The 26,248-nt window shown below is 60.7% G+C and carries 28 protein-coding genes; 14 read left to right on the forward strand and 14 right to left on the reverse strand.

Translation table 11 applies throughout. The features are described 5' to 3' along the window. Positions 1–21: 21 nt before the first annotated feature. Complete coding sequence (locus tag D3P04_RS17550) at positions 22–1,356, reverse strand: ammonium transporter (protein WP_119751302.1); 1,335 nt, start codon at positions 1,354–1,356, stop codon at positions 22–24. Between D3P04_RS17550 and D3P04_RS17555 the strand changes: the two genes are divergently transcribed. The 3 genes from D3P04_RS17555 (at position 1,319) to D3P04_RS17565 (ending at position 4,783) form a co-directional block, all read left to right on the forward strand. Then, positions 1,319–1,624, forward strand: a complete 306-nt coding sequence (locus D3P04_RS17555; protein WP_147391956.1) for a hypothetical protein — start codon at positions 1,319–1,321, stop codon at positions 1,622–1,624. The genes D3P04_RS17550 and D3P04_RS17555 overlap by 38 nt on opposite strands. An 83-nt stretch (positions 1,625–1,707) precedes the next feature. Beyond that, positions 1,708–4,023 (forward strand): transglycosylase domain-containing protein, encoded by a 2,316-nt coding sequence (locus tag D3P04_RS17560; RefSeq protein ID WP_119751166.1) that lies wholly within the window; start codon positions 1,708–1,710, stop codon positions 4,021–4,023. A gap of 70 nt (positions 4,024–4,093) precedes the next feature. Then, entirely contained in the window at positions 4,094–4,783 is a 690-nt protein-coding gene (locus D3P04_RS17565; protein ID WP_119751168.1) for a nitroreductase, read from the forward strand. On the opposite strand, the gene D3P04_RS17570 is transcribed toward D3P04_RS17565, so the two are convergent. The 5 genes from D3P04_RS17570 to D3P04_RS17590 are packed head-to-tail and all read right to left on the reverse strand — an operon-like array spanning position 4,773 to position 8,965. Further along, entirely contained in the window at positions 4,773–5,873 is a 1,101-nt protein-coding gene (locus D3P04_RS17570) for a thiolase family protein (RefSeq protein WP_119751170.1), read from the reverse strand. The two genes, D3P04_RS17565 and D3P04_RS17570, sit on opposite strands and share 11 nt — an antisense overlap. Then, positions 5,873–7,051, reverse strand: a complete 1,179-nt coding sequence (locus D3P04_RS17575) for an AMP-binding protein (RefSeq protein WP_119751171.1) — start codon at positions 7,049–7,051, stop codon at positions 5,873–5,875. The genes D3P04_RS17570 and D3P04_RS17575 overlap by 1 nt, the downstream gene beginning before the upstream one ends. Positions 7,052–7,067: 16 nt before the next feature. Further along, on the reverse strand, positions 7,068–7,637 hold the full coding sequence (locus tag D3P04_RS17580; RefSeq protein WP_119751173.1) for a biotin transporter BioY: 570 nt from the start codon (positions 7,635–7,637) through the stop codon (positions 7,068–7,070). A 1-nt stretch (position 7,638) separates the two neighbouring features. Then, positions 7,639–8,253, reverse strand: coding sequence for an energy-coupling factor transporter transmembrane component T family protein (locus tag D3P04_RS17585; protein ID WP_119751174.1), 615 nt, complete (start codon positions 8,251–8,253; stop codon positions 7,639–7,641). After that, on the reverse strand, positions 8,228–8,965 hold the full coding sequence (locus D3P04_RS17590; RefSeq protein WP_119751176.1) for an energy-coupling factor ABC transporter ATP-binding protein: 738 nt from the start codon (positions 8,963–8,965) through the stop codon (positions 8,228–8,230). The genes D3P04_RS17585 and D3P04_RS17590 overlap by 26 nt, the downstream gene beginning before the upstream one ends. Before the next feature lie 119 nt (positions 8,966–9,084). On the opposite strand from D3P04_RS17590, the gene trpC reads away from it, so the two are divergent. From trpC to lexA, 4 genes are all read left to right on the forward strand, one after another. Continuing rightward, complete coding sequence (gene trpC / locus D3P04_RS17595) at positions 9,085–9,873, forward strand: indole-3-glycerol phosphate synthase TrpC (protein ID WP_119751178.1); 789 nt, start codon at positions 9,085–9,087, stop codon at positions 9,871–9,873. Beyond that, entirely contained in the window at positions 9,870–10,343 is a 474-nt protein-coding gene (gene moaC, locus D3P04_RS17600) for a cyclic pyranopterin monophosphate synthase MoaC (RefSeq protein ID WP_119751180.1), read from the forward strand. The genes trpC and moaC overlap by 4 nt, the downstream gene beginning before the upstream one ends. Next, a complete protein-coding gene (locus tag D3P04_RS17605) occupies positions 10,340–11,518 on the forward strand; it encodes a molybdopterin molybdotransferase MoeA (protein ID WP_119751182.1) in 1,179 nt (392 codons plus the stop codon). The genes moaC and D3P04_RS17605 overlap by 4 nt, the downstream gene beginning before the upstream one ends. Before the next feature lie 99 nt (positions 11,519–11,617). Further along, positions 11,618–12,343 carry a transcriptional repressor LexA gene (gene lexA, locus D3P04_RS17610; RefSeq protein ID WP_119751183.1) on the forward strand — a complete coding sequence of 242 codons (726 nt, stop codon included), beginning with the start codon at positions 11,618–11,620 and terminating at the stop codon, positions 12,341–12,343. Between the two features lie 6 nt (positions 12,344–12,349). Here lexA and hemC read toward each other — a convergent pair whose 3' ends face one another. Next, a complete protein-coding gene (gene hemC / locus D3P04_RS17615; protein ID WP_119751185.1) occupies positions 12,350–13,291 on the reverse strand; it encodes a hydroxymethylbilane synthase in 942 nt (313 codons plus the stop codon). Positions 13,292–13,363: 72 nt separating this feature from the next. Here hemC and hemE point away from each other — a divergent pair, with 72 nt between their 5' ends. Both hemE and D3P04_RS17625 read left to right on the forward strand, forming a co-directional pair. Beyond that, positions 13,364–14,395, forward strand: a complete 1,032-nt coding sequence (gene hemE / locus D3P04_RS17620; RefSeq protein WP_119751186.1) for a uroporphyrinogen decarboxylase — start codon at positions 13,364–13,366, stop codon at positions 14,393–14,395. After that, positions 14,392–15,276, forward strand: a complete 885-nt coding sequence (locus tag D3P04_RS17625; RefSeq protein WP_119751187.1) for a DMT family transporter — start codon at positions 14,392–14,394, stop codon at positions 15,274–15,276. The genes hemE and D3P04_RS17625 overlap by 4 nt, the downstream gene beginning before the upstream one ends. Positions 15,277–15,304: 28 nt before the next feature. On the opposite strand, the gene D3P04_RS17630 is transcribed toward D3P04_RS17625, so the two are convergent. Beyond that, the gene (locus D3P04_RS17630; protein WP_119751188.1) at positions 15,305–15,778 is read right to left on the reverse strand and encodes a GNAT family N-acetyltransferase; all 474 of its coding nucleotides are present in this window, start codon (positions 15,776–15,778) and stop codon (positions 15,305–15,307) included. A gap of 192 nt (positions 15,779–15,970) precedes the next feature. Between D3P04_RS17630 and D3P04_RS17635 the strand changes: the two genes are divergently transcribed. Next, complete coding sequence (locus tag D3P04_RS17635) at positions 15,971–16,627, forward strand: AzlC family ABC transporter permease (RefSeq protein ID WP_232845069.1); 657 nt, start codon at positions 15,971–15,973, stop codon at positions 16,625–16,627. 5 nt (positions 16,628–16,632) lie between these two features. Next, positions 16,633–16,965, forward strand: coding sequence for an AzlD domain-containing protein (locus D3P04_RS17640; RefSeq protein WP_119751190.1), 333 nt, complete (start codon positions 16,633–16,635; stop codon positions 16,963–16,965). Here D3P04_RS17640 and D3P04_RS17645 read toward each other — a convergent pair. From D3P04_RS17645 to D3P04_RS17665, 5 genes are all read right to left on the reverse strand, one after another. Beyond that, on the reverse strand, positions 16,950–17,576 hold the full coding sequence (locus D3P04_RS17645; protein WP_119751191.1) for a hypothetical protein: 627 nt from the start codon (positions 17,574–17,576) through the stop codon (positions 16,950–16,952). The genes D3P04_RS17640 and D3P04_RS17645 overlap by 16 nt on opposite strands. Before the next feature lie 21 nt (positions 17,577–17,597). Then, positions 17,598–17,750, reverse strand: coding sequence for an aa3-type cytochrome c oxidase subunit IV (locus D3P04_RS17650; RefSeq protein ID WP_119751192.1), 153 nt, complete (start codon positions 17,748–17,750; stop codon positions 17,598–17,600). Positions 17,751–17,806: 56 nt separating this feature from the next. Further along, positions 17,807–18,829 carry an MBL fold metallo-hydrolase gene (locus tag D3P04_RS17655; RefSeq protein WP_408634391.1) on the reverse strand — a complete coding sequence of 341 codons (1,023 nt, stop codon included), beginning with the start codon at positions 18,827–18,829 and terminating at the stop codon, positions 17,807–17,809. Beyond that, positions 18,826–20,523, reverse strand: a complete 1,698-nt coding sequence (locus D3P04_RS17660) for an acyl-CoA dehydrogenase (protein WP_119751193.1) — start codon at positions 20,521–20,523, stop codon at positions 18,826–18,828. The genes D3P04_RS17655 and D3P04_RS17660 overlap by 4 nt, the downstream gene beginning before the upstream one ends. A 184-nt stretch (positions 20,524–20,707) precedes the next feature. Beyond that, positions 20,708–22,135, reverse strand: a complete 1,428-nt coding sequence (locus D3P04_RS17665; protein WP_119751194.1) for a Glu/Leu/Phe/Val family dehydrogenase — start codon at positions 22,133–22,135, stop codon at positions 20,708–20,710. Positions 22,136–22,355: 220 nt separating this feature from the next. Here D3P04_RS17665 and D3P04_RS17670 point away from each other — a divergent pair, with 220 nt between their 5' ends. From D3P04_RS17670 to D3P04_RS17680, 3 genes are all read left to right on the forward strand, one after another. Further along, entirely contained in the window at positions 22,356–23,036 is a 681-nt protein-coding gene (locus D3P04_RS17670) for a TetR/AcrR family transcriptional regulator (protein ID WP_119751195.1), read from the forward strand. A 107-nt stretch (positions 23,037–23,143) separates the two neighbouring features. Then, positions 23,144–23,491 carry an I78 family peptidase inhibitor gene (locus D3P04_RS17675; RefSeq protein WP_119751196.1) on the forward strand — a complete coding sequence of 116 codons (348 nt, stop codon included), beginning with the start codon at positions 23,144–23,146 and terminating at the stop codon, positions 23,489–23,491. Between the two features lie 2 nt (positions 23,492–23,493). Continuing rightward, positions 23,494–23,781, forward strand: coding sequence for an I78 family peptidase inhibitor (locus D3P04_RS17680; RefSeq protein WP_119751197.1), 288 nt, complete (start codon positions 23,494–23,496; stop codon positions 23,779–23,781). A 46-nt stretch (positions 23,782–23,827) separates the two neighbouring features. Here the strand turns inward: D3P04_RS17680 and D3P04_RS17685 are convergent, their stop codons facing one another. After that, complete coding sequence (locus D3P04_RS17685) at positions 23,828–26,194, reverse strand: ATP-dependent helicase (protein WP_119751198.1); 2,367 nt, start codon at positions 26,192–26,194, stop codon at positions 23,828–23,830. Between the last annotated feature and the right edge of the window lie 54 nt (positions 26,195–26,248).

The raw sequence follows: 26,248 nt of genomic DNA on the forward strand, positions 1-26,248 counted from the left end.
GGCGGAAAGCGATTACTATTCCTATTTTGCCTGTATGAAATCCGGATAGGCTTCCATGCCCATCTCGCTTACATCCAGCCCGGTAATCTCGGCTTCCGGGGTGACACGAATTCCCATCGTCGCCTTGAGAACCATCCAGATCGCGAAACTGGTGACAAAGGTAAATACGCCGATCGCCACGATCCCGATAATCTGTGCGCCAAAACTGGCGTCCGGGTTCGAAGCTGGCACGATCAGCGTTCCCCAGATGCCGGCAACCAAATGAACGGGAATCGCGCCAACCACATCATCGATCTTCAGCCTGTCCAGCACCGGCACGACAAGCACAGCAAGCGCCCCGCCCACAGCACCGATCAGGACAGAGCCGAAAATCGAGGGAAACAGCGGTTCGGCCGTGATCGAGACCAGCCCAGCCAATGCGCCATTCAGCACCATGGTCAGGTCGATCTTGCCGTAAAGCACATGTGTCAGAGCAATCGCCGCAATCACACCCGCCGAGGCCGCCATATTGGTATTCACGAAAATCCGGCTGACATCCGCGGCATCATTGACAGAGCCGATCGCAAGCTGCGAAGCGCCATTGAAGCCAAACCAGCCCAGCCACAGAATAAATGTCCCCAATGTGGCAAGCGCGAGATTCGATCCCGGAAGCGGCTGCATCCGTCCATCCGCACGGTATTTACCCTCTCGGGCGCCAAGGACGATTGCCCCGGCCAGCGCAGCAAAGCCTCCGGTCGCATGCACCAGCGTCGAGCCCGCAAAATCAGAGAATCCCATCTCGCTCAGGAAGCCGCCGCCCCATTGCCAGCTTGCCTCGATGGGATAGATCAGCCCGGTCAGAATCACTGTGAAGATCATGAAGGGCCAAAGCCTGATGCGCTCGGCCAGCGTACCCGACACGATCGAGGCCGTAGTGGCACAGAACATCAGTTGAAAGAAGAAGTCCGACCCAGCGGAATAACCGCCCGCGACATCACCTGCGCCAACGGGATCGAGACTGACGGGGCTGAAGAATGTCCCGATGACGCCCGCAATCGTCCAGGTATCGTCGCTTGGATACATGAGATTGTAACCGATCAGCCAATACATCAGCCCGGCGATGGCAAAAAGCGAGATATTCTTGAAAAGCTGAACCGTGACATTCTTCGAACGCACAAGCCCTGCCTCAAGCATCGAAAAGCCTGCGGCCATCCACATCACCAGGAAACCGCCGATCAGGAACAGCAATGTATTGAAGACATAGGCGACATCTGCACTGACGGGAGCGGCGGCCTCCGTCGCGGCGGCGTCCTGCGCGAATGCCGGCAGAGCAAATGTCATGGCCAGTGCCGCGAGTATCGGGGGAATCTTTTTCATCTCGTTCACCTGTCTGCGTTTAAAGCCGCCGGACCGGCCGCCTTTCAGCATGTTGATCGACAAAGCAGGGCAGATTGAGCAAGCACGCCGGCATCCCGAACCTGCCGGTTCCGCGGTTTGCTTGTTTATTATGCAGTTATCCGAGGATTTGCGCATGAAACGCGCAGTTCTGGCTTCCTCCGGACCCGATCTGCCGCAAATTTTCGCGAAGGCCGCAAAACTCGTCGTTGCGGGATTCCGCTGGGTCATCACGGATTGTTCAGCGTAATTCCCTATTGGAACCTTCTCATGTATGCTTGCATTTTATATGGCCCCAATAATCGGCCAGGAAACGAGCAGGCATAATCAGGCATGAAACAACCTACGGGCACTCCAACGCGCAAGGGCCGCAGTCCGGTTGCGGATAAACGCAACCCCGCACCGGCCGACAAGCCCACGAAAGTGAAGCGCAAATCCCGCGGCGGAAAACCCCCTCGCAGGGGCAATGTGGTGTTGCGCGGAATTTCCGGCACCTTCAGCCTGATATGGCGTGTGATCTGGGGCTCGGCCTGGCGTCTCGGGATGGTCGTATTCCTGATCATCGGTGCGGCAACCGCCTATTTCTACAGCGGCCTGCCCACGGCGCAGGAACTTTTCGACGCGCGCGCCCGCGGCTCGGTCACGATGCTCGACCGGAACGGTAAAGTCTTTGCCTGGCGCGGCGAAACCTTCGGCACCGTGGACAGTGATCAGATTGCGCCGGTGCTGAAACATGCGGTCATCGCCACTGAGGATAAACGCTATTACCTCCATCCCGGCATCGATCCGCAGGGTATCGCCAGCGCCATCAAGATCAACCTCGCTTCCGGACGCGGCCCGCTGGAAGGCAATGGCGGCTCGACCATTACCCAACAGGTCGCGAAGCTTCTGTGTCTGGGTGACAGTTTCGATCCGATCCGCTGGAAAAACGAAGCGGAATTCGAGGAAGATTGCCGCGTTACCAGCCTGTGGCGGAAAGTGAAGGAAGTACCCTTCTCCTTTGCGCTTGAGCTGAAATATTCCAAGGACGATATTCTCAATATCTACATGAACCGCTCTTATCTCGGAGCGGGCGCCCGCGGCTTCGAAGCGGCCAGTCAGCGTTACTTCAACAAATCCGCATCCGAGGTCAACGCATCCGAGGCGGCGATGCTGGCCGGGCTGCTGAAAGCGCCCAGCTATTTCGCTCCGACAGCCAATCTGGAACGCAGTCAGGGTCGCGCCGGGACGGTTCTGGATCTGATGCATAATCAGGGTTTTCTGGACGACACGCAGCTTGCCGAAGCCAAGGCGCATCCGGCAGCCCTGTCTCAGGCGGCAGCCGCGCGGGCCGGAGGATATTTCGCCGATTGGGTGATGGATACCGGCCCCGGCTTCCTGACCTCGGAAACGACCGAGGATGTCACGCTGCAAACCACCTTTGATCAGGACGTCCAAAAGATTGCCGAAGGTGCCGTCAAGCGGATCTTCGATGAAAAGGTCAAGGATAACAGCAAGGCGGAAGTCGCGGTTGTCGTCATGTCGGCCGATGGCGCGGTCAGGGCCATGATCGGCGGGCGGGACACAACCGTGAACGGCGCCTTCAACCGCGCCATTCAGGCCAAACGGCAGACCGGCTCCAGCTTCAAGCCCTTTGTCTACGGGGCGGCGCTCGAAGCGGGCTATTCGCCTGCGGATGTGGTACAGGATGGACCGCTGACGATCCACATCCCGGGTGGCAAGGATTGGTCGCCAAAGAACTATACGCGCAGATATCACGGCAATGTCACGCTGACGGATGCATTGAAAAACTCGCTCAACACCGCCACGATCCGCTTGCAGGAAGCCGTGGGACGCGATGAGGTTCGTCGCGTGGCGCATGATTTCGGGATCGTCAGCAACCTGACCACAAGCCCCTCGCTTGGGCTGGGCGCCTCCGAAGCAACCTTGCTGGAGCTGACCGGCGCATATGCCGGCATTCGCAATGGCGGGACTTCGGTCGCACCTTACGGCGTGGTCGAACTCAAGATTCATGGTGACGATCAGCCCTTGATGGGCCAGCTTGGCGGCTTGGGCGAGCGCGTGATAAGTCAGCGTGCGGCAGGGCAATTGATCTATATGATGCAGCAGGTAATCCAGTCCGGGACCGGCGGACGCGCCAAACTGGGCGACCGTGCCATCGCCGGCAAGACCGGGACCACCAGCAGCTATCGCGACGCATGGTTCGTCGGCTTCTCCGAACAATATGTAACCGGTGTCTGGATGGGCTATGACGACAACACCCCTCTGGCCGGTGTGACGGGCGGCGGCCTGCCTGCCGAGATCTGGCAGGCAGTGATGGCCGATATCCACAAAGACCTGCCCAAACTGCCATTGTCCACGGTTTCTCCGGATGGCAGCGGGATCATCGTTTCCAGTGGCGGCAGCACCCCGAAAGTCGTCACGTCCGGTTCCGCGGACGATCCGCTGGCCTCGGCCCTGGCGGGGGCGATGCAGAATGCGGAAGGCCAGCGCCAGGCGCAGGCTCAGGGCGGAAGAATGGTCACGGCACCGACCGAGGTACAGGGCGGCGGCGGTGGCGGCGGGGCCGCTACGGAAGGCTCGTCTTCGTCATCAAGTTCGGATGACGCGCTCAGCCGCGCCTTGAACGGTATTCTGGGCGGAAACTGATATGGACTTCTGCAAGGGCCGCCGTTTCCCGACGGATCGTGAACAAGGCTGATCTTGCGTTGGGGGGCGCATGAACCGAACTGACTTGCAGCGGCTTCTTGCGCGCCGTCGCTCGATCCGGGCCTATACCAGCGATCCGGTCGCGCGCGAAGATATCGAAACGATCCTGCGCCTTGCCCGCACCGCACCAAGCGGTGCCAATCTGCAGCCAGGTCGGTTTCACGTCCTGGCCGGGAAGGCGCTGGGCGGTCTTGTCAACGCGCTCACATCCGCAATCGCGGCCGGGGAACCGCAAAGCAGGGAATATTCCTATTTCCCCGACCCGATGCCAAAAATGCTGCGCGCCCGGCAGGTGGCGGCAGGATACGCCCTTTACAATGCGCTTGGCATCGAACGCCGGGATCTTGATGCGCGGCGGCGGCAATTTCAGCGGAATTACGCATTTTTCGACGCCCCGGTCGGGATCGTCGTCACCATTGACAGAAACATGGGCAAGGGCTGCTTCATGGATCTGGGAATGGCGGTGATGGCCCTGCTGCTGGCTGCCGAGGATCTGGGCTATGGGACAACCGGGCTCGGAGCTTTGGCGCATTACGGCCCGGTCGTGCACCGCCATCTTGCTCTGCCCGAGGATGAAATGGTGGTATGCGGGATTGCCCTTGGCGTGGCCGACCGGGATGCGGATGCAAATCAGGTGCGCACCGAACGCGAAGACCTGTCCGTCTTCGCAGAGTTCCACGGGTTCGACGCTAGGTCCTGAGCAAAAGCGCAGTTCCCAACCCGCCCGCAGCGGCAATAGTGGCAAGCCCGTATCCCTCGCGCCGCCGCAATTCATGGACCAGCCGCACAGCATTGATCGCGCCCGATGCGCCGATCGGATGGCCACGGGCAAGCGCGCCGCCTCCGGGATTGACGATTGCGGGATCGATCCCGGCCTGTTGCTGGCAGACGATGGCCTGAACCGCAAACGCCTCCATGATTTCGGCGCAGGCAAGATCGCCGGGGACCAGCCCGGCTTCCGCCAGCGCCGCCTCTATCGCGGCGACCGGCGCAAGGCCCGGCAATTCGGGGTCATCGCCAAGGGTTCTGCCAGCAAGGATCGCCGGGCCGGCCATGCCCAGTTCTTCGGCCAGCCGGTCCGCAACAAGGATGCAAACCGCCGCACCATCCGCAGCGACCGCGGTTGTCGCGGATGTGACACTTCCGGCCAAGGGCCGGGCCCGCGCACAAAGCCGATGGGTCAGATGGCGGGCGTAGCTGTCCGCCGTTGCGCCTTCCAAAGACAGGATTTCGGCCATGGGCTGGGCGGCAAGTGCCTTTGCATGGCTGGCAATGGCCCACTCCTCTTGCGCCTCGCGCGATATGCCGAAGCGCTGCGCCAAAGCGTCAGCGGCGGCGGGCATCAGCGGATCGCGGTCGGGCCAGGGCGTGAAAGGCGGCTGGTCATATGCCTGCGCTGCACCACCATCCGGATCGGTGCGCAGCCGCAGGGGACGGCGCGAATAGCTTTCCACGCCGCCGGCAATGACGATATCATGCAGCCCCGCGCGGATCATCGCATCACCCAACAGGATCGCATCCAGCCCGGCACAGCATTGCCGGTCGATCGTCAGTCCCGCCACCTTCTCGGGCAAACCTGCCGCAAGCGCGGCAATCCGGGCCGGGTTTCCCCCTGCCCCAAGCGCATTGCCCAGAATGACCTCACCCACCCGCTCCGGTTCGATCCCGGAATCGTACAGTGCCGCCCGGATCACCGGCGCGGCAAGTTCATGCAACTCTTGCGATTTGAAGCCACCGCCCCTTGGCAGGACGGCGCTGCGCCTTGCCGCGACGATATGGCTGCGACGCATCACCTCTCCTCGGCAAATCGTTGCAGCGCCAGCAGATCGGGCTTGCCCGAGGGCAGCATCGGCATCCGCCCGAGAAATTCGATCCGTCGAGGGGTCGAAAGCGGGCCAAGCGCATCACGGCACTTCGTCATTATCAATTCCGCCGTCAAGCCGTCGCTGCCGCCTTCCACGAAACCGATCACGGCATTTCCCCGCATCCGGTCACGAACCGGAACCGCCGCGCATGAACGTACCCCGCATATCCCTGCCATGATCCGCTCGATATCTTCAAGGAACACGTTCACATCGGCCACCGTCACCATCCGCGATTTGCGCCCGCGCAGAAACAGATTGCCGGCACCGTCCAGCCAGCCGATTTCACCCACCGTCAGAAACCCATTGCGCCATCTAGTATCGATGCTGCCTTCGCCCTCATATCCGTCGAACAGATAGGGGCTGCGCAGCCAGATCTCGCCTGTATTCCCAAGTCGCAGGTCCACATCCGGGTAAGGCCGCCCCACCGACCCCGTTGGGGTATCCGCCCCCGAGATAGAAATGAAACTGGTCTCAGCGGCGCCGTAGAATTCGGAAATGAGAGCATTGGGGAAAAATACCGAGAACTCTTCGCGCTCACCGGGGGCAAGCAAACCGCCTCCGCAGATCACATGCCGGATGCGGTCAAGCCGGGCGGCACCGACCCGGCACAGCAGCCGGATTTGCGCCGGTGTCGCATACAGAACGCTAGCTTTGCCGGCCTGTATAGCTTCAATCTGCCTGCGAGGACCATCCCCGGCAAGCACCAGAACATTCGCGCCAAAATGCGCGGCTTCGGTCACGGCGTAAAGCGACAGCGAATGCCCAAGATGGCCCAATACCGCGTAGCAATCATGGCTTCCCAACCCGAAAAGCGTGCGGTTCACCTCGAAACTTGCAATCCATGAGGCGTGTCCGCGCCGGATCGTCTTGGCCCGCCCGGTGCTGCCCGAGCTCTGGCAGAGCAGCAATGGACCGCATTCCCGCGCCGCCGCGATGACGGTCATGCCCTCCTGCCGGGCATGGATCGGCACCCGCCGGTCGATACAGTCAAGCAGCGCGGCGATTGCAGGGCGGTTCTGCTCGCGGGAACCGCAGGAAAGAATCAGGCTTTCATTGGACCGGGAAAACCAGCGGTTCCGCCGATCTGCCCCGATTCCGGTCATGAACCACCCCGCCGCGTTAACGGAAGACCTGGCTGACGGGCGCACGATACCAAGGCAACATCTGCGGGCGCAGTCTGGCAATGGCTGCAACCAGCATCCCGCACAGCCCGGCCTTCAGAAGGTCGCCAATTACGAAAGCGCTGTTCAGCAAGGCGGCCTCGGTCAGGCTTTTGTTCAGCACGATCGCCATGCCAATGGTGCCAAAAGCGTACATCACGATGATCCCGCCGATGAATGCCCCGATTCCCGCACTGACACCCGGCGGCAGGCGGTGCAACTTCTCGACGACAAGGCCGGTCACGAAGGCTGCAACGGGAAACCCGACCACAAACCCGACTGTCGGAGAGGCGAATACGCCAAGCCCGCCGCGCCCTCCGGCGAGCAGCGGCAGGCCAAGCACAGCGGCGAAAACGAACAGCAATACCGCCAGCCCGCCTTGGCGGGCTCCAAGCACCGCCCCGGCCAGCATCACGCCAAGGCTTTGCGCCGTGATCGGCACGCCGAAGCCGAGGGTGATCGCGGGGATCAGGCCGAGTATCGCGATCAGTGCCGCGAAAAGAGCAATACGGGCAAGGTCTTTTTCCATCCTAGTTCTCCTGTTCCGGCAGGGCTCCGCCCCTTGCCTTTAGGGCTTCGCCTACCCGGTCCGCATCGTCAAGCGCCATCAGCATCATCGGCAATACGATCCGGTAATTCGCCCGCCGCTGCGAACGCGCTCGCCAGGACTGATGCATCTGCCCGGCCCGCAGGGTCAGCACCGGAACAAAACGGATCAGCAGCGGCAGCACGATTTCCAGAGGCGCGGTCGAAACGCCCAGCCGACGCAGCGGCGACGACATCCAGCGGACCACATCCATCAACGCGGTGAGAGAGGTCGTCATCGTCACCAGATTGGCCAAGGCAACCGCCGTGACCATGCGCATGATCGTCTTGATCCCCCTGGCCGGATCGCCCGTCACCAGATGCCAGATCAGCACGATGGCAACAAAGGGGATCAGCACCCGCAGATGCCGTAGCCCCTCGCGCAGGAACACCCTTCCCGGCAGACAGTAAAGCAACAGGGCAAAGCCGAAAGCGGCAGTCTGAAAGACAATATTCCCGATGGCGAACAGCAGCATCGTGGCCACGCAAAGCGCCGCCAGCTTGGTACCGGCGCGCCAACCATGCGCCCATGTCCTAACCGGCGAGGAGAGAGAGATCATCCCCGCCTCCGATCCGCACCATCTCCTGCGTGAAATCCTGCAGAACCTGACGCGCGACGCCACTGGCCCGCAAACGCCCCCGGTCCAGCCAGAAGACCTGATCGTAATCCTCAAGGTCGCGCGTGTCATGCGTGATATGCAGCAACCGCGTCCCCGCATCGTTCAGATGCCGGGTCAGTTGCATCCGCGTAGGAATGTCCAGCCCGGCGAAAGGCTCGTCCAGCACCAGAAGCCGCGGACGCATCGCCAGAACCGACATCATGCAGACCAGATGTTTCTGCCCCTGCGACAATGCATGGATCGGCGCGTCCTGCCAATGCGCCTTGCCGAACCGCGCGAGAAGCTTTTGCGTCCCGGTCACCGCATCTGCTTTGCTGGCGCCAAGTTGGCGCAGGCCGAAGCCGATCTCTTCGCTCACCGTGGGAAAGATGATCTGATGTTCGGGGTTCTGGAACAGGATTCCAACGGTGCGGATCGCGGCCCGGCGGTCCTTGTAGACATCCACGCCCTCGATCCTGATCTGGCCCTCTGACGGTTCCAGCAAGCCTGCGATCAGTCGCGCCAACGTGCTTTTGCCCGAACCGTTCCGCCCGATCACGCCGATCCGCATGGATTCGGACCGAACCGAAACACCTGAAAGGACCGGAATATCGTTGATCCGATAACCGACATCTTCAAGCAGAACCGGATTATTGGCCGATGAAATCGCCATATGGGCTTTCCTGTGATAGGTCTCGGGCGGTAAGGTATGGGGATAATCCCCACCCGCCCGGGCTGTCCAGCCTAAACCCTGCCCTTCCCTCTCTGTCCGCCCGGAGTTAGAACCGCATCATGAACATTCTCGACAAGATCAAGGCCTATAAGCTGGAAGAGATCGCCGCGGCGAAGGCGGCGCGTCCTCTGGCCGATATCGAGGCCATTGCCCGTGCGGCGTCCGCGCCGCGAGGTTTCGCCCGCGCCCTTGCCGACAAGGCCGCGTCCGGTCCCGCACTGATCGCCGAAATCAAGAAGGCCAGCCCGTCCAAGGGGCTGATCCGCCCCGATTTCGATCCACCGTCTCTGGCCCGCGCTTATGCCGAAGGCGGGGCGGCATGCCTGTCAGTTCTGACCGATGCCCCCAGTTTTCAGGGCGCTCCCGAATTTCTGACGGCTGCCCGCGACGCCTGCGACTTGCCTGCTTTGCGCAAGGATTTCCTCTATGACACCTATCAGGTGGCCGAGGCACGGGCATGGGGCGCGGATTGTATCCTGATCATCATGGCCTCGGTCGATGATGTTCTTGCCGCCGAGTTGGAGAATGCCGCAATTCATTGGGGCATGGATGTGCTGATCGAGGTCCATGACGCCGCTGAACTCGACCGCGCCCTTCTGTTGAAGTCCCCACTGATCGGAATAAACAATCGTAATCTCAAGACATTCGATGTCACTCTTGATGTGACGCGCGAGCTTGCTCCGCGCATTCCCGATGACCGCGATATCGTCTGTGAAAGTGGATTGTTCACCCCTGCCGATCTGTCCTCGATGATGAAGGTCGGCGCTCGTCGCTTCCTGATCGGGGAAAGCCTGATGCGTCAGGACGACGTCGTCGCCGCCACCCGCAACCTGCTGGCCCCGACATGAGCCTGACGCATTTCGACAAATCCGGTCAGGCGCATATGGTCGATGTCTCGGGCAAGGCCGAAACCGCGCGTGAGGCCGTGGCAGGAGGCTGCGTGACCATGTCGCCTGAAACGCTCGCGCAGGCGGTGGGCGGTGCCGCGAAGGGGGACGTTCTGGGCGTCGCGCGGCTGGCCGGGATCATGGGGGCCAAGCGCACCTCGGATCTGATCCCGCTATGTCACCCCCTGCCGATCTCGAAAGTCGCGCTGGATCTGCAACCCGATCCCGACCTGCCCGGCATCCGCGTCACGGCAACGGTTCGCACCACGGGTCGCACCGGTGTCGAGATGGAGGCTCTGACCGCGGTTACCACTGCCTGCCTGACCATCTATGACATGCTCAAGGCCGCCGAAAAGGGGATGCGGATCGAAGATATCCGATTGCTGCGCAAAAGCGGCGGAAAATCCGGGAATTACGAGGCAAAGCCATGATTTCTGTCAATGAGGCGCTTGGCCGGGTTCTGGCATTGGCAAACCCGCCCGAAGGCGAGAGCGTTGCCCTTGATCAGGCCGCAGGCCGGGTTCTGCACGAAGCGGCGATATCCCGTCTGACACAGCCCCCCTTCGATTCAGCGGCGATGGACGGCTATGCCTATCACCATGCGGATCAGGGGCAACCCCTTCGCGTCATCGGGGAATCCGCCGCCGGGCATCCCTGGACCGGAACGCCGGCCTCCGGCACCGCGATCCGCATCTTTACCGGCGCCGCGGTTCCGCCCGGTTATGACCGTGTCGAGATGCAGGAAAATACCCGTCGCGATGGCGATATGCTGACCATCACCGAACCGTCGGCAGGGGCGCATATCCGCAGCCGGGGCTGCGATTTCAGCGAAGGCGACCGGATCGAGCCGGGGCGGGTTCTGTCCGCCGCAGATATCGCGCTTCTGGCGGGAATGAACCTGCCGCAGGTCACGGTCGCGAGACGCCCAAAGGTTGCGGTGCTGGCCGGCGGCGACGAATTGATCCGCCCGGGCGAAAATCCGGCCGCGGGGCAGATCATCTGCTCGAACGATCTCGCCGTCGCGGCCATCGCGCGCGCCGCCGGAGCCGAGCCTGAAATCCTGCCGATTGCCCGTGATACCGAGGACAGTATTCGCGAAAGCTTCGATCGCGCGAAGACGTCCGATCTTCTGGTCACTATCGGCGGCGCCTCGGTCGGGGATCATGATCTGATCGGCAAGGTTGCGAGCGCTTTGGGAATGGAGCGCTCTTTCTACAAGATCGCCATGCGTCCCGGAAAACCCCTGATGGCCGGAAAAATTTCCGGAATGGCAATGCTGGGGCTGCCGGGGAACCCTGTGTCCGCAATTGTCTGCGCGACATTATTCATGCGCCCGCTTATTCAGGCGATGCAGGGCCTTCCAGCACAACGCCCGATCCGTCGCGCCCGGCTGACCCACCCGCTGCCCCCCGAGGGAGACCGGGAACATTATCTGCGCGCACAGCTTTTGCCCGGAGATGATCTTCCGGCGATTACCGCTTTCGATCGACAGGATTCCTCGTTGCTTTCTGTCCTGTCCAAAGCGGACGCGCTGCTGATCCGGCCTCCGCATGATCCCGCGCGTAAAGCCGGTGAAATCGTGGAATACATGCCGCTATTTCACTGATCGTTTACCGCGATCAGCAATGACAGGGCCAAACAGATTGACGTGGCACCTCGGCTCATGTAGAACATTAGAAGAACACTTGTTGCATGAGGCAAGGATATGCTGACGAAAAAACAGATTCAGCTTCTGGAATTCATCAGTCGCAGAATGGCGCGGGACGGTGTGCCGCCGTCATTCGATGAGATGAAGGAAGCGCTTGATCTGCGCTCGAAATCCGGCATCCACCGCCTTGTTACGGCATTGGAGGAACGGGGTTTCATCCGCCGCCTGCCGCATCGGGCCCGTGCGCTTGAAATCCTCCGCCTGCCCGATACGCTGGCGCAAGCTGACAGAAGCGGCTCTTCCGACGGTTTCTCTCCCAGAGTCATCGATAATCCGCGCCCGAAACGCAACAACGATGCCATGCAGCCCGACAATGCCATGCAGATTGCGAACAGTTCCGCAATGGAATTGCCTTTGATGGGCCGGATCGCGGCGGGCGTCCCGATAGAGGCGATCTCGGAAATATCGCATCACATCTCGGTCCCGGACAGCATGCTATCCGGAAATGGCGAACATTACGCACTTGAGGTCAAGGGCGACTCGATGATCGAGGCTGGCATTAACGATGGCGATATCGTCGTGATACGCCAGCAGGATCAGGTCGAAAATGGCGATATCGTCGTAGCCCTGATCGATGGGGCGGAAGCCACGCTGAAACGGTTCCGCCGCAAGGGCAAAATGATTGCGCTTGAAGCCGCCAATCCTGCCTATGAAACCCGTATCCTGCGTGAAGACGCCGTCAAGGTGCAGGGACGACTGGTCGGTCTGATCCGTAATTACTAGACCAGCTTACAGGTGATCGAAGAAACCCTGCCCTGCACGGGTCAACAGTTCTTCCGCGAGATCCCGGCCCATTGCCGGACCGTCAGCAATCTCACCCTCGCGCATTCCGGCAAGCGCCTGTGACCCGTCCGGTCGCAGAATTTCGCCTCGCAGCGAAAGGCGCGTGCCCTGCAATTCGGCATATCCCGCGATAGGCGTCTGACATGAGCCATCCAGACGCGCAAGAAAAGCACGCTCTGCCGCGACACGCTGAGTGGTTTCGACATCATTGACCGGACGCAGCAATGCCGCGATCCCGTCGTCATCTGAACGCCGCTCGATACCGATGGCGCCCTGAGCGACAGCGGGCAGCATCTCTGCCGGATCGATGGGACTGCGCGCAACATGCAGCATGTCCAGACGGGACAATCCCGCCATCGCCAGGAATGTCGCCACCGCCACGCCATCTTCAAGCTTCTGAAGCCGGGTCTGCACATTCCCGCGAAACTCGACCAGGCGCAGATCGGGCCGCCGATGCGCAAGTTGCGCCCGTCGCCGCAAACTGGACGAACCGACAACTGCGCCTTCCGGCAATTCCGCAATCGAGCCGACATGCGGGCTGACAAATGCGTCTCGTGCATCCTCGCGCGGCAGCAGGCAATCGATCACCATGCCGTCGGGCTGAACTGTCGGCATATCCTTCATCGAATGCACGGCGATATCGATCCCGCCAGCGGCCAGCGCCTCTTCGATTTCCTTTGTAAACAGCCCTTTACCGCCTATTTCCTTCAAGGGACGGTCAGTCACGCGATCACCGGTCGTGCGGATCACGACGATCTCGAAAGCCTCGGCGGGAAGATCATGCGCCGCCATTACCCGCGCCCGCAACTCATATGCCTGAGCAAGGGCGAGCTTCGAGCCTCTGGTGCCGATCTTGAGCGGGCGGTCGGGGTCAGCAAAATTTGTCATGCGAGTGACTTATCCGTCCCTGCATCGCTTGACAATGCCCGCCCTCTGGCCATGAAAGAGGCAGGAGGCACCATGACCAAACTCTTGCTGCGCGCCTTGGCGGGCGAAACCTTACCCACCCCACCAATCTGGATGATGCGTCAGGCCGGGCGTTATCTGCCCGAATATCGCGCTACCCGTGCAAAAGCGGGCGATTTCCTGTCGCTTTGCTACACGCCGGAACTGGCGGCCGAGGTGACCTTGCAACCGCTGCGCCGGTTCGATTTCGACGCGGCGATCCTGTTTGCCGATATTCTGCTTCTTCCACAAGCGCTGGGATCAGAGCTGTGGTTCGTCACCGGCGAAGGTCCGCGCCTTTCCACGATCACCACACGCGCCCAGGTAGATGCACTGAAACCCGGCGATGCAATACACGAGCGTCTTTCACCAATTTACGAAACGATCCGGATATTGGCCGGCGAGTTGCCCAGGGAAACCACATTGATCGGCTTCGCCGGAGCGCCCTGGACCGTGGCCACCTATATGATCGCGGGACGCGGAACGCCGGATCAGGGTCCCGCGCATGACTTCAAGACCGCGGATCGCGCCGCATTCTCGGCATTGATCGACCGGATCACCGAGGCAACCATTCTCTATCTTTCCGCCCAGATCGAGGCTGGCGCCGAAGTGGTCAAGCTTTTCGATAGCTGGGCCGGAAGTCTCAGCGACGCGAACGACCGTCGTGACTTCGCGATTGAACCGACCCGACGGATCATCTCGGCCTTGAAAATGAATCATCCAGACGTTCCCGTCATCGCCTTTCCGCGCGGGCTGGGTGAAAATTACAAGGGATTTGCGCGGGCCACTGGCGCGGATTGTGTTGCGCTTGATCAATCCGTTTCTTCCGAATGGGCCGCCGAGCATTTACAAATCGATAGCTGCGTGCAGGGCAATCTCGACCCGCAACTTCTGATTACCGGTGGCGATGCGCTAAAGGTCGAGGCCAGCCGCATCACCCGCGCATTGCGAAACGGTCCGCATATCTTCAATCTGGGTCATGGCATTACGCCCGATGCCGATCCCGATAATGTCACGCGCATGATCGAAGCCGTTCGCGGCGCATGATCTGGGTCGCAGCCACATTGATCGCAGCGGTTGCCCAAACCGCACGGAATGCCGCACAGGCGGGACTGGGTGGCCGGATCGGCACGATTGGCGCCACGTCCGTCCGCTTCATTTTCGGCTTTCCCTTCGCAGCGCTGTTCCTGCTGCTGTTAACGCCCTTTACCAATCTGCCTCCGCTGAATGCCACCGCGATCGGTTTCACCGCAATGGGCGCCGGGGCACAGATCGGGGCGACCGCCTTCATGCTGTTAACCATGCGCGGGCAGAGTTTCGGTGTCGCGACCGCCCTGATGAAGACCGAACCGGTCACCCTTGCACTGATCGGAATCCTCATCCTGAACGAGCCGATGGGACCGGCCAGTCTGGCAGCGATCGGTCTTGCCACGCTTGGTGTGATGCTGAGTTCGGGCGCCCGCTGGTCTCGTGCCGGGCTGATCCCGGTGGTGAACGGTATTACCGCAGGTACCTTGTTCGGCCTGTCGGCCATTGGATTCCGGGGCGCATTGCTGACCCTCCCCGAGGGCAGTTTTTTCGTTCATGCCTTGACCATCCTGGTCCTGACATTAGGTCTGCAATCCTCGATAACGCTGGCATGGATGCTGATCGCGGATCGTCGGGCATTACGGGGAATCACGGGTGAATGGCGGGTTTCGCTTGCAGCGGGCGGATTGGGCGCCTTTGCCTCGCTATTCTGGTTCATCGGTTTCGCCCTGACCCCGGCCGCGAATGTCCGGACATTGGCTTTGATCGAGGTGGTTTTCGCGCAGATCGTTTCGGGCCGCTTTTTGCACGAATCGACCGGGCGCATGCAATTGATCGGGATGGCCTTGATCGCCGCCGGCGTGGGTTGGCTTTTGGCCCTGACAGCGACAGGAGGCTGAACCGGAACCGGCTTCCCGGAAAACGATCTCAGACCTGCTTTCGCAAGATCACAGCCCGCCCGGACCAGGGCCAGCCATACCAACCCCGCGTCTCTTCGACGAAACCCAACCGTTGATAGAATGCCAATGCCGGTCGGTTGCGAAGCACGACTTCCGCCCGTAATCCGGGACGGCAACGATGGCGGGCCTCGATTTCCGCGGCGGCGACAAGAGCGCGACCATATCCGCGGCGCTTGTGCCGCACAACAATACCGTCAAGAACAAGATCCGAGGTCGGTGGCGCGGGCCGGAACAAAATCCGGGACAGAGGCGGGGGCGTCGTCAGAAAACCTCCCTTATCATCACGGAGGCCGACAATGCCTTCAAGCCCGTCCGAACTTATCACCGCGATGGCATTTTCCGGGCAGACCCGCAGCTTGCCGCAGCGATGACCAAAAGCGCTGTGCCAAAGCCCTGCGGCTTCGGACAATATGGCTTCGGGGATCGGAGCGTAAATTTTCATCGGATGCTTGCCTCTCCCTGCACATCATGCAAGCAAGAGGCCCACACGCAAGTGATGGATATCCGCTTCATGTCACCCTCACCAGCCCCACGCCCCCAGCAGCAGCAAGCCGCAGCTGACCGGGCGGATATACGCGCCCTCGCGCGCAGCCCAGCGCGGGCATTCCGATATGCCATGATGCAAAGCGTGCCCATGCTGATCGTGATTGTCCCGTTTGCACTTCTGTTCGGTGTCGTGGCGCGCGAAGCCGGGCTTGATATTGCGCAGGTGATGGGTTTTTCGGTTCTGGTGCTTGCGGGAGCATCGCAATTCACCGCCGTTCAGCTTTTGTCGGATAATGCCCCGGTCTGGATCGTGATCCTGTCGGGTTTGGCCGTCAATCTGCGGATGGCGATGTATTCCGCGTCCCTTGTTCCCTGGTTCCGGGGCACGTCCGGCGCACAAAAAACCTGGATCGCCTATACTTTGATCGACCAAAGTTATGCCTTGTCGATCCAGCATTACGAACGTCATCCCAAACTGACTCTTTCCCAGCGGATCGCCTATTTCTCGGGAACCGCCGTGGCGATATGCGTCCCGTGGATGTGCGCAAGCTGGACGGGGGCGGTTCTTGGCAGCGTCATTCCAGACGACATCGCACTGGATTTCGCGATGCCGATCACCTTCCTGGCCATGATCGCGCCGATGCTGCGTAGTGCTGCCCATCTTGCGGCCTGTTTCGTCTCGATCGTTGCCGCCCTCGCCTTTGCGGGCCTGCCATCGGGGCTGGGCCTGATGCTGGCGGCTCCGCTTGGAATGGCCACGGGGGCAGTAGTCGAAGTGCTGACCGAAAAACGGAAAAGGGCGTAAGCAGGATGGAGAATGTTTCCGATCTGACCATCTGGTTCGTGATCCTGATCCTGGGAATAGGCACGTTCCTGATTCGCTGGTCGTTCCTTGGCGCGCTGGGGGATCGGGAGATGCCGCAATGGGTTATGCGCATGCTGCGCTATACCCCAGTGGCCGTGCTGCCCGCCCTGTCTGCGCCGCTGGTGATGTGGCCCGCCGCGACCGGAGGTCAGCCCGATCTGGCGCGGCTAAGCGCCGCCGCCGTGACCATGCTTGTCGGCATGTTTACGAGGAATATCATCCTCGCCATTCTGGGAGGCGCGGCCACGCTGTTCGGAATGCTTTATCTTCTGGCGTAACCGGTAAACTCGCCGTTTTTCTGACGGATAAGCACATTATGGTTATTGGCGGGATCCCCGTCCATATGGCGCTTCGAAGTCACGCCCGGCAGCGTCATGAACCAATTCCGCAGCTTGAGCGGAGAAAAGCCGGAAGGCGCATTCTCGAATCCCGGCAGACCCCGCAGCACGGCACTTGTCTCGACCGCACAGAAAGCCTTGTTGGCCGAGCCATTCGCCTCGGCTCTGCGGATCGCCAGATCGGCAACCTCGCGTGAGACTGGTACACGATCTTCCGCAACCCAGTAGGTTTCGCGCGCGTGGTAATCTATGTAGAAATTCTTGAAATTGTCGGTAATCCCGTAAAGCACGTCATGCCGTTCGGGGATGGAGGGGTGATTCCACGTGCCGGCAGGATCATAGATGATCCGTTGACTGCCATTGATCATCAACGCGCTATGCCCGCCCTCGCCCCGTGGAATTCCGATCACGGTGAACAGCGTGATGGAGGGGGGCTCGTTCGATACGAAACGCGCGGCTTTTACCGCTTCGGCATCGTCCCAGACATTATCTGCGCCGCAAGCTGCCAGTGCCGCGGGCAACGCAGCGGCGATAAAAACTCGTCTTTTCATGATCCGTCCTGTGCAGCCCGATCAGGCGTTTGTCAGTGCCAAAAAGATCAGCACCAGAATGGAAATAACGGCAGTCCAGGTACTGACCCGGACAAAGCCCGCAAAGGTTTTCCTATGCTCGGTAATATCCATGCTGCCATGTTCGTGTTCGGTAATTTCGTGATGCGTGGCCATGCGCCTGCCCTCCGGTTTTGTCCTTGACACTCCGATAGCCGAAACTGCGCACGCTGTCACGCCCCCCAAAGCGCGGCACCATCCCTTTCGCCGACCGCATGGATCACATCCTTGCCGCGCAAGTGATTGACATGCGCAACCGCTTCGGCAAGGGCAAGCCCGAATTCGGATTCCCCAATCCTGCGCTTGAACAGGATGTCAAAACACTCAACCGCGGTTCGGGGCGATTTGCGCAACGCGATCTCCATTCGTTGCAACGCGCCGTGATGATTGTCGATCAGTTGGCGAAGACGTTCGGGCAGCCCGGTAAAGGGCAGCTTGTGCCCCGGAAGAACCAGATGCCGGTCTTCGGCCAGTTCCAGAAGACGGTGACAGCTTTCCAGCCATTCGCCCACAGGATCGGCATCGGGTTCGGTCGGGTGAACGCCGAGATTGGGCGAGATCGAGGCCAGCAACTGATCGCCTCCGATCACCAGATCGTCGTCCAGAGACCAGAAAATCGCATGACAGGGTGCATGGCCATGTGCCATTTCCACCCGCCAGCGACGGCCCCCCACATGAATCTCCTGTCCTGCGACCAGCCGGATAAACCCCGGAGGCAGCGGATGCACCATATCCGCAAAGTTGAACGGGCGCTCGGCGGTGCGCTTTTCCCGAAGCTCAACGGGCATGCCGGCATGTCGCCAGAACGCAATGGCCTGCGGCGTCGGGCTTTCCTGCCGATCAAGCTGCAACATCCGGGCAGTCAGCCATGCCGTCCGGCTCATCATCAACTGGGCGCCGTGCTCCTGCATGAACCACCCGGCAAGACCGATGTGATCGGGATGGTGATGGGTGCCGATGATCCGCAGGATCGGGCGGCCCGCAAGCGTGTCCTCCAGCAGCGATTGCCATATCTTGCGCGTTCGTCCGGTATCGAAACCGGTATCGACGATCGTCCAGCCATCCCCTTCGTCCAGCGCGTAGACATTTACATGATCCAGCGCCATCGGCAGGGGCAGGCGCAGCCATAACACTCCTTCGGCGACGGTGATTGCCTCGCCTTCGGCGGGCCCATTTTCGAACGGAAATGCGATCACGCGCCTGACTGTCCGGTCAGCACGTCGTCGTCAAGATTGGCAAGATCGTCCAGCCCGGCAAGCGCCTCGGTCAGGTCTGTGGCGAAATGCGGCAGGACGCGACGGATGAATACCCGGGCAAGCCCGATCTCGGCCTCACCCCCGGAACGCGCGGCAAGCAGGTGATAATACCCCCCCAGAACACGGGCGAAAGCCGTCAGATAAGGCGCGGCACCGGCAAAACGCTGCGGCATCTCGCGTTCCAGCATATCCTGTGTGCCTTCGCGCAGGGTTTCGGCCGAATGCCAGACCTCATGCGCAAGATCAGGGTGATCGGCCTGCGCGGATTTCGCGCCATCAAGGATTTCGTCCAGAAGCCGCATCGCGGCCTCACCCCCATCGGCCAGCTTGCGGCCCACAAGATCCATGGCCTGAATGCCGTTCGTTCCCTCATAAATCTGGGTGATGCGGACATCGCGCAGATACTGCGCCGCGCCGGTCTCCTCGATATAGCCCATCCCGCCATGAACCTGCACCGCAGCGTCGGCGGCACGCAGGCCGATATCGGTGCCGTAAGCCTTGGCGATCGGGGTCAGGAAGGCTGCACGCGCCGCATGCTCGGCCTCGCCCGTCGCGCGCTCAAGATCAATCGCGGTCGCGCAGGCCAGCGCGATGCAACGGGCCGCGAAAATTTCCGCCCGCGAGGTGGCCAGCATACGGCGGATATCGGGATGCCGGATGATCGGCCCCATCTGGTTCCGCTCCTGCGCGTAAAGCCCAGCCTGCTGCAATGCCGCCTCGCCGACACCGATGCCCTGCATGCCCACGCCCAGCCGGGCGCAGTTCATCATCGTGAACATCGCGGCCATGCCCTTATGCTCTTCCCCGATCAGCCAGCCGGTCGCGCCCTCATAGCTCATGACACAGGTCGGGCTGCCATGGATGCCCAGTTTCTCTTCCAGGCTGACCACCCTGAGATCATTCGCCACCCCGGGATTGCCATTTTCATCGGGGATGAATTTCGGCACCATGAACAGGCTGATACCCCGCGTGCCCTTGGCACCGTCGGGCAGACGCGCCAGCACGGCATGACAGATATTCTCCGTCATATCGCTGTCGCCCCATGTGATGAAGATCTTCTGCCCGGTGATCCTGTAGCTGCCGTCACCGTTCGGCTCGGCCCGGGTTGTCAGGGCGCCCACATCGCTGCCCGCCCCCGGTTCGGTCAGGTTCATCGTACCCGACCATTCACCACTGATCAGCTTGGGCAGATAAAGCGCTTTCAACTCGTCGCTTGCGTGATGCTCAAGCGCCTCGATCTGGCCCTGTGTCAGAAGCGGGTTGAGTTGCAGCGACAGGCAGGCCGCCGCCATCATCTCGGCCACGGCCATGTTCAGCACCTGCGGCAGGCCCATGCCCCCATATTCCGGATCGGCAGCCAGCCCGACCCAGCCGCCCTCGGCGATTGCCCTGAAACCTTCGGCAAATCCGGGGGAGGACCGGACCTTCCCGTTTTCAAGCCGCGCCGGTGTCAGATCGCCATTGCGGTTCAACGGGGCAAGCACATTCGCGGCAAGCTTCCCTGCCTCTGTCAGGATCGCGTTCGCCGTATCGAACCCCGCTTCGGCGAAACGTTCCGTCCGAGCCACCTGATCATAAGGCACGACATGCCTTAGAATGAAATCGATCTGCCCGACTGGTGCGCGATAGCTCATCCGTTCCTCCCATGCAGAGCGCTGTTCCGGTGTCATATTACGAAGCGCCGCACCGGTCACAACCAAAACCCCGCGTCACAATGGGAAACAAAGCCCGTCCGGGCAGGATGACAGGAAGAACAAGCGACAAATGCCGCGCCGATTGCCGGCGCGGCATTGGCTTGGAGAGTCGGTCCCCGAAAGCTTACAGGCCCAGCGATCCGTAAACGTTGGAAATCCTGCGGATGGCGACGACATATGCCGCCGTCCGCATGTCATCCACCTTGCTGTTATTGACCCAGACTTCCTTCATCTTGCCGAATGCCTCGCGCATCGTGTCATCCAGCCCCGAGCGCACCAGTTCCAGCTCGTCGGCGCCGGTCAGGAACGCTTCCTTGAAGCCCTTGGACAAAGTCCAGTTCAGGCCGGTATCCGCCGACAGACGCTCAAGCTCTTCGACCAGCACGCGGGCGCGGGCCTCTTCGTGACGGCGTTCAAGCCTGCCCAGGCTGATCTGCGACAGGTTCTTGACCCATTCGAAATAGGACACCGTCACACCGCCCGAGTTTGCGTACATATCGGGGATAATGACCACCCCCTTATGCTTCAGTATCGCATCGGCATCCGCCGTCACCGGCCCGTTCGCAGCCTCGACGATGACCTTGGCCCTGATGCGATCCGCATTGTCGGCATGGATCACGCTTTCCACGGCGGCCGGAATCAGCACGTCGCACTCATCTTCAAGCGCGGCAAGGCCTTCGGGCCGGAAATCACCGCCGGTAAAACCCTCGACTCCGCCGGTCGCCGCGATATGCGCCTTGAGCGCTCCAACATCCAGCCCCCGGGGATTGCTGACAGCGCCGTCGCGTTCGATCACGGTCGTGATCAGTGCCTTGTCCTCTTGCGACAGGAACAGCGCGGCGTGATAGCCCACATTCCCCAGCCCCTGCACGACGACCCGCTTGCCCGCCAATCCGCCTTCCAGCCCGGCGCGCTTCATCACATCATCATGGCGGAAAAACTCGCGCAGCGCATATTGCACGCCGCGGCCCGTCGCCTCGACCCGGCCGTCGATCCCGCCCGCGGTGCGTGGTTTGCCGGTCACGCAGGCCTTGGCATTGATATCGTCGGGATGCAGGCGCTTGTAGGCGTCAGCCATCCAGGCCATCTCACGCTCGCCCGTGCCCATATCGGGGGCGGGAACGTTCTGACTGGGCGAGATCAGGTTGCGGCGCGACAATTCATAGGTAAACCGGCGGGTGATCCGTTCAAGTTCGTCCTCGTTCCATTCGCGCGGATCGATGCGCAACCCGCCCTTGGAGCCGCCGAAAGGCACCTCGACCAGGGCGCATTTATAGGTCATCAGCGCGGCAAGCGCCTCGACCTCGTCCTGATTGACATCCATCGAATAGCGGATGCCGCCCTTGACCGGCTCCATATGTTCGGAATGGACCGAGCGGTAACCGGTAAAGGTCTGGATCTCGCCGCGCAGGCGCACACCGAAACGAACCGTATAGGTGGAATTGCAGACGCGAATTTTTTCTTCCAACCCGGGTGGCAGAGACATCAACCCTGCGGCATGGGTGAACATCTTATCGACAGAATCACGAAATGACTTATGTTTAATGGCCATCGCGGGCTCCCTTCCACGTAAACGATTCGATAGATCCTGGTCGGGAGGCTACGAGAATGCTGTGACAGGTTCCACCGGCTTCCGCGAAGTTAGGTCAAATTTTAGGCAATTTTGAAATCATGGGCATTCCTTGCCGATTGGCCCGGCCTGCCGAAGCTGGCATGAAACCATCAGCTTCCCGAAACATTGTTATCTTGATATTGCAGAAGAGACGGTTTGAATGATTGGTACAAAAAGACATGGAAACGCCGTATTCGGGCGTAAGGCGGATCAGGTACTGAACGGTGCCTGGCGCATATTTTTACGGGACGGTTATGCCGGTGCGGCGGTGGATGACATCGTGCGTTCGGCGGGCGTTTCGAAGGCGACCCTTTACGCCTATTTTCCGGATAAGCGGCTATTGTTTGAAACCGCCATGCAGAATGTGCTGGGGGAGGATCGCACACAGCCCTTTGCAGATATCGGCAAGGACCTGCCTGCCGAAAAGGCTGTTCCGCGAATAACCGCCGCCATGACCGCATGGCTGAGATCGGATCGCGAAACCGATCTTTTCCGGATTGCCATCGGCGAGGCGAACCGCTTTCCCGATATCGCCGCAACTTATCACGAACGCATCGAAACGCTGCTGGAACAGCCTTTGCGCGATCACATTGACGGCTTCGTCAACCGGGGAGAACTGGTGGTTGATGACGTCGCGCTGGCCGCGCGACAGTTGATCGGGCTCTGCGGGCTTACCTTCTATGATCGGGCGATATCCGGCGCCGCGCTGGAAACCGAGATGCCAGTCAAACGCACCGCCGAAACCGCCGCCACGATGTTTCTGCGCGCTTACGGAGCCGGGATCGACCAGCAATCCAGACAGCCGGACAAATCGGAAAACGGGGCAATGTCGTCACGCTAATGCAATATTGATCGTGGAACCGGTTCTCAACCCGCTTGCCGGATCGTATAATTCATGTTGTGATTCATAATAAACGCCCGTTCAGGCACACGAGGGAAACTGACAAGATGATCAAGACCGCGCTCCTGCCCGCTGTCGCCACAGCCATGATGCTTGCAGGCTGCATGCCGGCCCCGCAACCTGCCCCGACCCCTGTGCCAGCAGCACCCGTGCCGACAACCCCGCCACCCGTTGCCGGAGTCTCTGGCCTGGAAGAGCGTGAACCCGATCTGTGTGGTGCCAAGGAATACACGCAATATCTGTCGCAACCCGGCAGTGTCATCTCGACCATCGGACTGACCAAGGAATACCGTGTCGTCGAACATCGCGGGATCGAGCCGCAGGATTACGACCCGAACCGGATCGTCTTCCGCCTTGATGCTGCAGGCAATATCAACAATATCGATTGTGGATAAAGATGCGCCATCTCCTGATATTCCCGCTATTATCGGCAGCCGCTCTGGCTGCCTGCACACCACCCGAGGAAAGCTCGACCGCACCGGTGCTGGATCTGCCGCAAAGCTGTGGAGCTGACGAATTGCAAGGTCTGGTCGGACAACCGCAATCGGCAGTGTCCTCCCGGGAATTCGCACCGGGCACACGCATCATAGGCCCCGAGGATCCGGTTACCGCAGATTATCGGGGGGACCGGCTGAATATCGAGATCGGGCCTGACGGCAATGTCGCCAAGGTCGCCTGCTTCTGACCCGCTCACGGGGGAACGCACGAAGGCTTTGGGCGGATGGCCCGATCTAGAACGGCACGTCCTGATCGCCGCCCACAGGTTGAATATACGCGGCTTTGACGGTCTTGAAACTGGTGCCGAACTGGATCGTAAGTGTATCTTCTGCGATTCCCATGATCTGCCCCTCGCCGAATTTCGCGTGGGATACCCGGTCGCCAACGCTGAATTTCGCCGCAGCTTCGGCATCTATCGTCACCGCAGCAGCTTTCGGTGTCCGCCGTTCTGATGCGCGAGCCTGCATCCGCTTCCATCCGGGCGAGTTATAGACATCCGCCCGCGCCGCCCGGTCATGCATATCGGTTCCGGCATTCGCGCCAGCAAAGGCCATTGCCGTCCCGTAACCGCCGCCATACAGCCCGGGAGGCGTCAGGATCTCGATATGCGCCTCGGGCAGTTCATCGATAAAGCGCGACGGCATCTGGCTTTGCCACTGCCCGTAAAGCCGCCGGTTCCCCGCAAAACTGATGATCGCAAGCCGCTCGGCCCGGGTGATGCCGACATAGGCCAGCCGCCGTTCTTCTTCCAATCCTTTGGTGCCATTCTCATCCATGGCGCGTTGATTGGGAAAAAGTCCGTCCTCCCAGCCGGGCAGAAACACCACGGGGAATTCCAGCCCCTTGGCACCGTGCAGGGTCATGATGCTGACTTCTTCGCCGCTATCGCCCTCGTCGCGGTCCATGACAAGCGCGATATGTTCCAGAAAGCCCTGAAGATTATCGAACTCCTCAAGCGCCTTGACCAGTTCCTTGAGATTGTCCAGCCGGCCGGGCGCATCCGGGGATTTGTCGTTCTGCCACATGGCGGTATAGCCGGATTCATCCAGTACCCGCTCGGCCAGTTCCACATGGCTGGCATCGGGATCAAGCGCATCCACGCGCCACCGGTCGAATAAGTTTACGAATTCGCGGAGATTGACCAGCCCCTTGCCGCCAAGCTGTTTTTCCTCGACCACGATCCGCGCGCCTTCCAGCAGCGGCACGCCATTTTGCCGTGCCGCCATCTGGATCACCTGTAACGCCTTGTCGCCCAATCCACGCTTGGGCGTATTGATGATCCGTTCGAATGCTAGATCGTCCGATGGGCTGATCATCAGCCGAAAATAGGCCATGGCATCGCGTATCTCGGCCCGCTCATAGAAACGCGGTCCGCCGATCACGCGGTAAGGCAGGCCGATGGTCAGGAAACGATCCTCGAAAGCCCGCATCTGATGGCTGGCCCGCACCAATATGGCGATCCCATTAAGGTTAACCGCACCCATCGACGCCCGGTGCCCACCCTGAAATGCCTCGATCTCCTCGCCGATCCAGCGGGCTTCGGCCTCGCTGTCCCAATGGCCGATCAGGCGAACCTTCTCGCCCTGTTCCGCATCGGTCCACAATGTCTTGCCAAGCCGCCCGCTATTCGCCTCGATCAGGCCCGATGCGGCACCAAGGATCTGCGGGGTCGAGCGGTAATTCTGCTCAAGCCGGATGACCTGAGCGCCGGGGAAATCCTGCTCAAACCGCAGGATATTGCCCACTTCGGCCCCGCGCCAACCATAGATCGACTGATCGTCATCGCCGACGCAGCAGATATTCCGATGCCCCTGCGCCAGCAACCGCAGCCACATATATTGCGCGACATTGGTATCCTGATATTCGTCCACCAGAATATAACGGAACCTGTCCTGCCATTGTTTCAGCACATCGGGATGCGCCTGAAACAGCTTCACGCAATGCATCAGCAGATCACCGAAATCGACGGCGTTCAGGGTCAGCAACCGCTCCTGATAGGCCGCGTATAGCCGCCCGCCCCAGCCGTCGAAAGCCGCCATCTCGCCCTTGGGCAGATTTGCGGGCGACAGGCAGCGATTTTTCCAGCCATCGATCAGATGTGCCAATTGCCGTGCCGGCCAACGCTTCTCGTCAAGGTTTTCGGCCTGAATCAATTGCTTGAGCAAGCGGATCTGATCATCCGTATCCAGAATGGTGAACGAAGGCTTCAGATGCAGATCACCATTGCCGATCAATTCGGCATGACGGCGCAGCAGCTTGACGCAGATCGAGTGGAAAGTGCCAAGCCAGGGCATCCCCTCGACCGTTTCGCCCAGCAATGCCCCGATCCGCGTTTTCATCTCGCGGGCGGCCTTGTTGGTAAATGTCACGGCCAGTATCTGCCCCGGGCGCGCCTTGCCCAGCGTCAACAGATGCGCGATGCGTGTGGTCAGCGCACGTGTCTTACCCGTGCCCGCCCCGGCCAGCATCAGAACCGGGCCATCAAGCATCTCGACCGCAGCCCGCTGGGCGGGGTTCAGCCCGTCCAGATAGGGCGCGGGTCGCGCTGCGATGGCCCGTTGTGACAACGGAAGCGTATCGGAATCGGGGTTCTGTTCCATACCAGCACCATAGCCCTGTCATGGCCGCAAGAAAAGCGGATGTTCATAATTTGT

It is taken from the genome of Paracoccus onubensis, from assembly GCF_003591515.1.
GTDB lineage: Bacteria > Pseudomonadota > Alphaproteobacteria > Rhodobacterales > Rhodobacteraceae > Paracoccus > Paracoccus onubensis.